General features: G+C 61.6%; 5 protein-coding genes. All 5 read left to right on the top strand.

Annotation, left to right across the window (positions count from 1 at the left end; translation table 11 throughout):
- The coding region (locus AC2FNU_RS24115; protein ID WP_496793875.1) for a hypothetical protein at positions 1-409 on the top strand (409 nt) is incomplete at its 5' end.
- Between the two features lie 13 nt (positions 410-422).
- Positions 423-1,385: a lysylphosphatidylglycerol synthase transmembrane domain-containing protein gene (locus tag AC2FNU_RS24110; RefSeq protein WP_496793871.1), complete on the top strand. Its 963-nt coding sequence runs from the start codon at positions 423-425 to the stop codon at positions 1,383-1,385.
- Positions 1,382-2,821, top strand: coding sequence for a protoporphyrinogen/coproporphyrinogen oxidase (locus AC2FNU_RS24105; protein ID WP_496793867.1), 1,440 nt, complete (start codon positions 1,382-1,384; stop codon positions 2,819-2,821). Before AC2FNU_RS24110 ends, AC2FNU_RS24105 begins: the two co-directional genes overlap by 4 nt.
- A 3-nt stretch (positions 2,822-2,824) precedes the next feature.
- Positions 2,825-3,568, top strand: coding sequence for a polysaccharide deacetylase family protein (locus tag AC2FNU_RS24100; RefSeq protein WP_496793862.1), 744 nt, complete (start codon positions 2,825-2,827; stop codon positions 3,566-3,568).
- Between the two features lie 94 nt (positions 3,569-3,662).
- The coding region (locus AC2FNU_RS24095) for an NAD-dependent epimerase/dehydratase family protein (RefSeq protein WP_496793857.1) at positions 3,663-4,570 on the top strand (908 nt) is incomplete at its 3' end.

Raw genomic sequence — 4,570 nt, 5'->3', positions numbered from 1 at the left:
CTCGGGCCTGCGCGTGTTCCGCAAGTCCGAGTTGATCCCGTTCCTGCCGCTTCTGCCGCAGAATTTTTCGTTCACCACCACGATCACGCTGTGCATGACCTCGAATGGCAAGCGGATGATCTATACGCCGATCGAATATGGTAAACGGGTGGGAAAATCGAAAATCCGGCCGATCGATTTTCTGAACTTTATCATCCTGATCTTGCGTATCAGCACTTTGTTCAACCCGCTGCGGGTGTTCATCCCACTGGGCCTGGCGTTTTTCACGCTGGGAACGGTGAAATTCATTGTCGACATGTTCTACTGGAACCTCAGCGAAACGGCAGTGTTCTCGTTCCTGGCGGCAATCATGATCTGGTCATTGGGACTGATTGCCGACATGATTTCGCGGCTGCACCTGAGACCCTGACAGGAGCGGCGGCATGCTTTCCGATCCAAGTCAACGGCGCTGGCTGATCCGGGTTGCCGGATCGGTCGTGGTGCTGGCAATCCTGTTCTGGATTCTGCCTGCCGAGGCGATTTTGGCGGCGCTGAAAGCCATCCCGGTTTGGGTTTTTGCCTGCGTGCTGGCCTTGTTTCTGCTGGCCCATGTCGCGGCGGCGTTGAAATGGTGGCTGCTGCTGGGGCGCGGGTTTGCCGCCCCGCTGGCCATCCGGGCACATTTTGCCGGGCTGGCCGCCAACCTGTGCCTGCCGGGTGCGATTGGCGGCGACACAGTCCGCGCCGGTCTGGCGCAAGCCGCGATGAAGGACGGCGCACAGGTTGTCGCGGGCGCAACCGTTGACCGGCTGATCGATATGGTGGCCCTGCTGACACTCTCTTGCCTGGGGCTGGTCCTGACATGGGAAAGCGCTGCGGGCGGGCATATGATCTGGCCGGTGGCTCTGGTCTTGCTGGCGGCGCTGGCGGGCATGGTCGCTTTGCCGCGCCTGCTGCCCCTGCCCTGGCGCTATGTGCCGTCCCTGCCCGGCAAAGGCTTTGCTCATCGTTTGTCCGATGCGCTGGCTGAAATGGGCCGTAAGCCCGGAACGCTGGCCGTGGCCTTCATTGCATCTGTGCTGATTCAGCTGTTGCTGGTTCTGCTGGCCTGGTGGCTGGCCATCGCAGCGGGTGTCGATGTGGCCGCCGGACCATGGATCTTTGCCTGGCCACTGGCCAAGATCATTGCCGTGCTGCCGGTCTCGCTGAACGGGCTGGGCCTGCGCGAGGCGACGCTGGCCGGTTTTCTCGCCCCCTTTGGCGCCAGCGCCGCCGCAGTCGTGGCCGCGGGGCTTGTCTGGCAGGTTGTTTTGTTTGCGGCGGGCGGGTTTGGCGCGCTGGTTCTGACCATGTCCGGGATGCGGTTCAGCGCTCCGGCAAGTTCCCAGAAGGAAGAGTGCAAGTGACGGATGCTTCCCAAAACCAAGGCGGCGATAAGCCCCATATCATCATTCTGGGGGCTGGGCCCGCTGGCCTGGCCGCTGCCCATGCCCTGACCGGGCAGGCCCGTGTGACCGTGATCGAACGTGCGCCTGTTGCGGGGGGCAATTCGGCCTCGTTCCCGGTCGAAGGCGTGATTTGCGACTATGGCTCGCACCGGTTTCATCCGGCGGCCGAGCCCGAAGTTCTGGCCGATGTAAAAGCCCTGCTGGGGGATGATCTACTGCTGCGCCCACGCCATGGGCGCATCCGGCTGGGCGGCAAATGGATTCACTTTCCGCTGAAACTGACCGATGCGCTGATGCGCCTGCCCAAACCCTTTGCTGCGTCGCTGATCGGGGACATGGCGCTAAAGCCCTTCCGCAAGAAAAGCGAAGGCCCCGAGACATTCTCGACCGTGCTCTATGACGGGCTGGGGCCGACGATTTCGGACAATTTCTATTTCCCTTACGTGCGCAAGCTTTGGGGGCTGGATCCGGACAAGCTGGCGGTGAAACTGGCCGAGCGTCGGGTTGGCAGCGGCTCGGTCGGCAAGATCCTGATGAAGATGCTGCGCCTGTTGCCGGGGTTGCGCAGTGAAACGGCGGGGCGGTTCTTTTATCCGCGCAAGGGGTTCGGACAGATCTCGGACGCGATGCGGAACAGTGCGGAAAGCAATGGCGCCACCTTCCTGTTCAACACCGAAATCACCGCCATCGAGCGGGACGGCAACCGCATCACCGGGCTGACGATCCGCGACGAAGATGGCGAGCGGCGCATGACCGGCGATCTGATCCTGTCGACCATCCCGCTGACCGGGCTGACGCGCCTGATCGGCGATGCTCCGCCAGAGGTGGTCGAGGCGGCCCGCGCCATCCGCTTCCGGGGCATGATCCTGCTGTATCTGGTGCTGGAGACCGACCAGTTCACCGAGTTCGACGCGCATTACTTCCCCGAACTGTCGATCCCGATCAGCCGCATGTCAGAGCCCAAGAACTATAACGCCAGTGGCGAGCCGAAGGGCGTCACCGTTCTGTGTGCCGAGCTGCCCTGCGACCCGGATGAGAAATGGTGGTCGATGTCCGACGAAGAACTGGGGCAGGAATTCACCAAATGGCTGGGCCAGCTGGGCCTGCCCGTCACGGTCCCGGTGCGCCGCTGCGAAACCCGGCGGCTGAGTCATGCCTATCCGGTTTACGATGTGGGCTATGAAGACCGGTTCGATACGGTGGATCAGTGGCTCTCAGATATGGACGGATTGCTCGTATTTGGGCGGCAGGGCCTTTTTGCGCACGATAATACGCACCACGCTTTTGCCATGGCTTATGGCGCGGCGGATTGCATTGACGGCAAGGGCCATGTCGACCGCGTAAAATGGAACAAATACCGCGAGGTCTTTGCCACCCATGTGGTGGAAGACTGATCCATGCCCGCCTGGCAGGCCGATATCCTGATGTATCATTCGATTTCGGATGCGCCGGGGCCGACCTCGATTGCACCCGAGGTGTTCAAAGCCCAGATGCAGGCGCTTGCGGACTCGGGCCTGCCAGTGGTCACACCGGATGCGCTGGCCAACCCGCCTGCCCCCCGCGTGGTCATCATCAGTTTTGATGACGGGTTCGAAGATTTCGCCGATACCGCCTGGCCGATCCTGCGCGATCACGGCTTTTGCCCGATCGTCTATCTGCCCTCTGGCCGGATGGGCGGCAGTGACAGCTGGGCCGGCGGACATGTCCCCCCGCGCCCGCTGATGGGGTGGGACACGGTTGCGGCACTGGCCGAAGAAGGGGTCTGTTTTGGGGCGCATAGTATCAGCCATCCCGACCTCACCACGCTGGACCCTGAGGCACTTGAGGACGAGATAAACGGCCCTGGTCAGGACATTACCGCCCGGCTTGATCAGCCCATTCGCCATTTTGCTCCCCCTTATGGGGCATCGAACCCGACCATACGCGCGCGGATCGCCCGTCACTACATCACTTCGGTCGGTACAAGGCTGGGCGTGGCAAAAGCGGGCGATGATATGCACGATCTGCCGCGGCTCGAGATGTTCTATTTCACCGACATCGCCCGCTGGAAGGCCCATCTTGCCGGGCGCGGCGGGCCCTATCTTGCAGCGCGCAAGATGATGCGCGGCGTGCGTGCGGCCATTCGGGGGAAACCTTGGTGAGCACAGCTTTTTTCATCCGCGACTATAGCCGGAGGCGCGGGACAGATTGTACACTCCGGCACAGTGGTTCTGAACAAGTGACAGGTATATAGATATGCATATTCTGGTGACCGGCGGGGCTGGGTTTATCGGCTCTCATCTGACGGAAAGACTGATCGGGGATGGCCATACCGTCACAGCTCTGGACGATCTGTCAACGGGGCTCATGTCCAATCTGACCAGCGTTGCGGATCACCCCGGTTTTACCTTCGTCAAAGGCAGTATTCTGGATCGCCAGCTGGTCGCTGATCTGGTTGGACCGGCGGATGTGGTGTTCCATCTGGCGGCGGCCGTTGGGGTCAAGCTGATCATGGATGAACCCAGCCGGTCGATCCTGACCAATGTTGCGGGCACGGAAAACGTTTTGGATGCCGCGCTGGTGGACAAGACACATACCTTCATCGCCTCCAGTTCCGAGGTTTATGGCAAAAGCACCAATTTCCCCTTTCAGGAAGAAGGTGATCTGACCATCGGCGCCACCCGCAATCTGCGCTGGTCTTATGCCTGCGCCAAGACGCTGGACGAGTTTCTGGCGCTGGCCCATGCGCGGGAATCCGACCTGCCTGTCACGGTGCTGCGGTTCTTCAACACCACCGGCCCGCGTCAGACCGGGCGCTATGGGATGGTGCTGCCGAATTTCGTGAAATCCGCGCTGGAAGGCGCTCCGCTGATGGTGCACGGCACTGGCGAGCAATCGCGCTGCTTCGGCCATGTCGCCGATGTGGTCGAGGCCATGTGCCGTCTGATGACCCTGCCCGAGGCGCGCGGCGACGTCTTCAATGTCGGCACCGATCAGGAGGTCACGATCCGCGAGCTGGCCGAACAGGTCATCCGAACGACCTGCTCTGCCTCGGAAATTCAATGTGTTCCTTACGACACGGTCTATCCCGAAGGCTTCGAAGATATGCAGCGCCGCCTGCCCGATGTCTCGAAACTGCAACGTGTCACCGGGTTCCGCCCGAT

The sequence above is a fragment of the Ruegeria sp. BHSB064 genome, assembly GCF_059613205.1.
The sequence above is the reverse complement of the archived record's forward strand: the minus strand, read 5'-3'. Positions and strand labels throughout refer to the sequence as shown.

What these genes read in the sequence shown, in the direction of transcription:
- AC2FNU_RS24100 (WP_496793862.1), top strand. Translation starts at nt 2,825, where the DNA reads ATGCCCGCCTGGCAGGCCGATATCCTGATGTATCATTCGATTTCGGAT.
- AC2FNU_RS24110 (WP_496793871.1), top strand. Translation starts at nt 423, where the DNA reads ATGCTTTCCGATCCAAGTCAACGGCGCTGGCTGATCCGGGTTGCCGGA.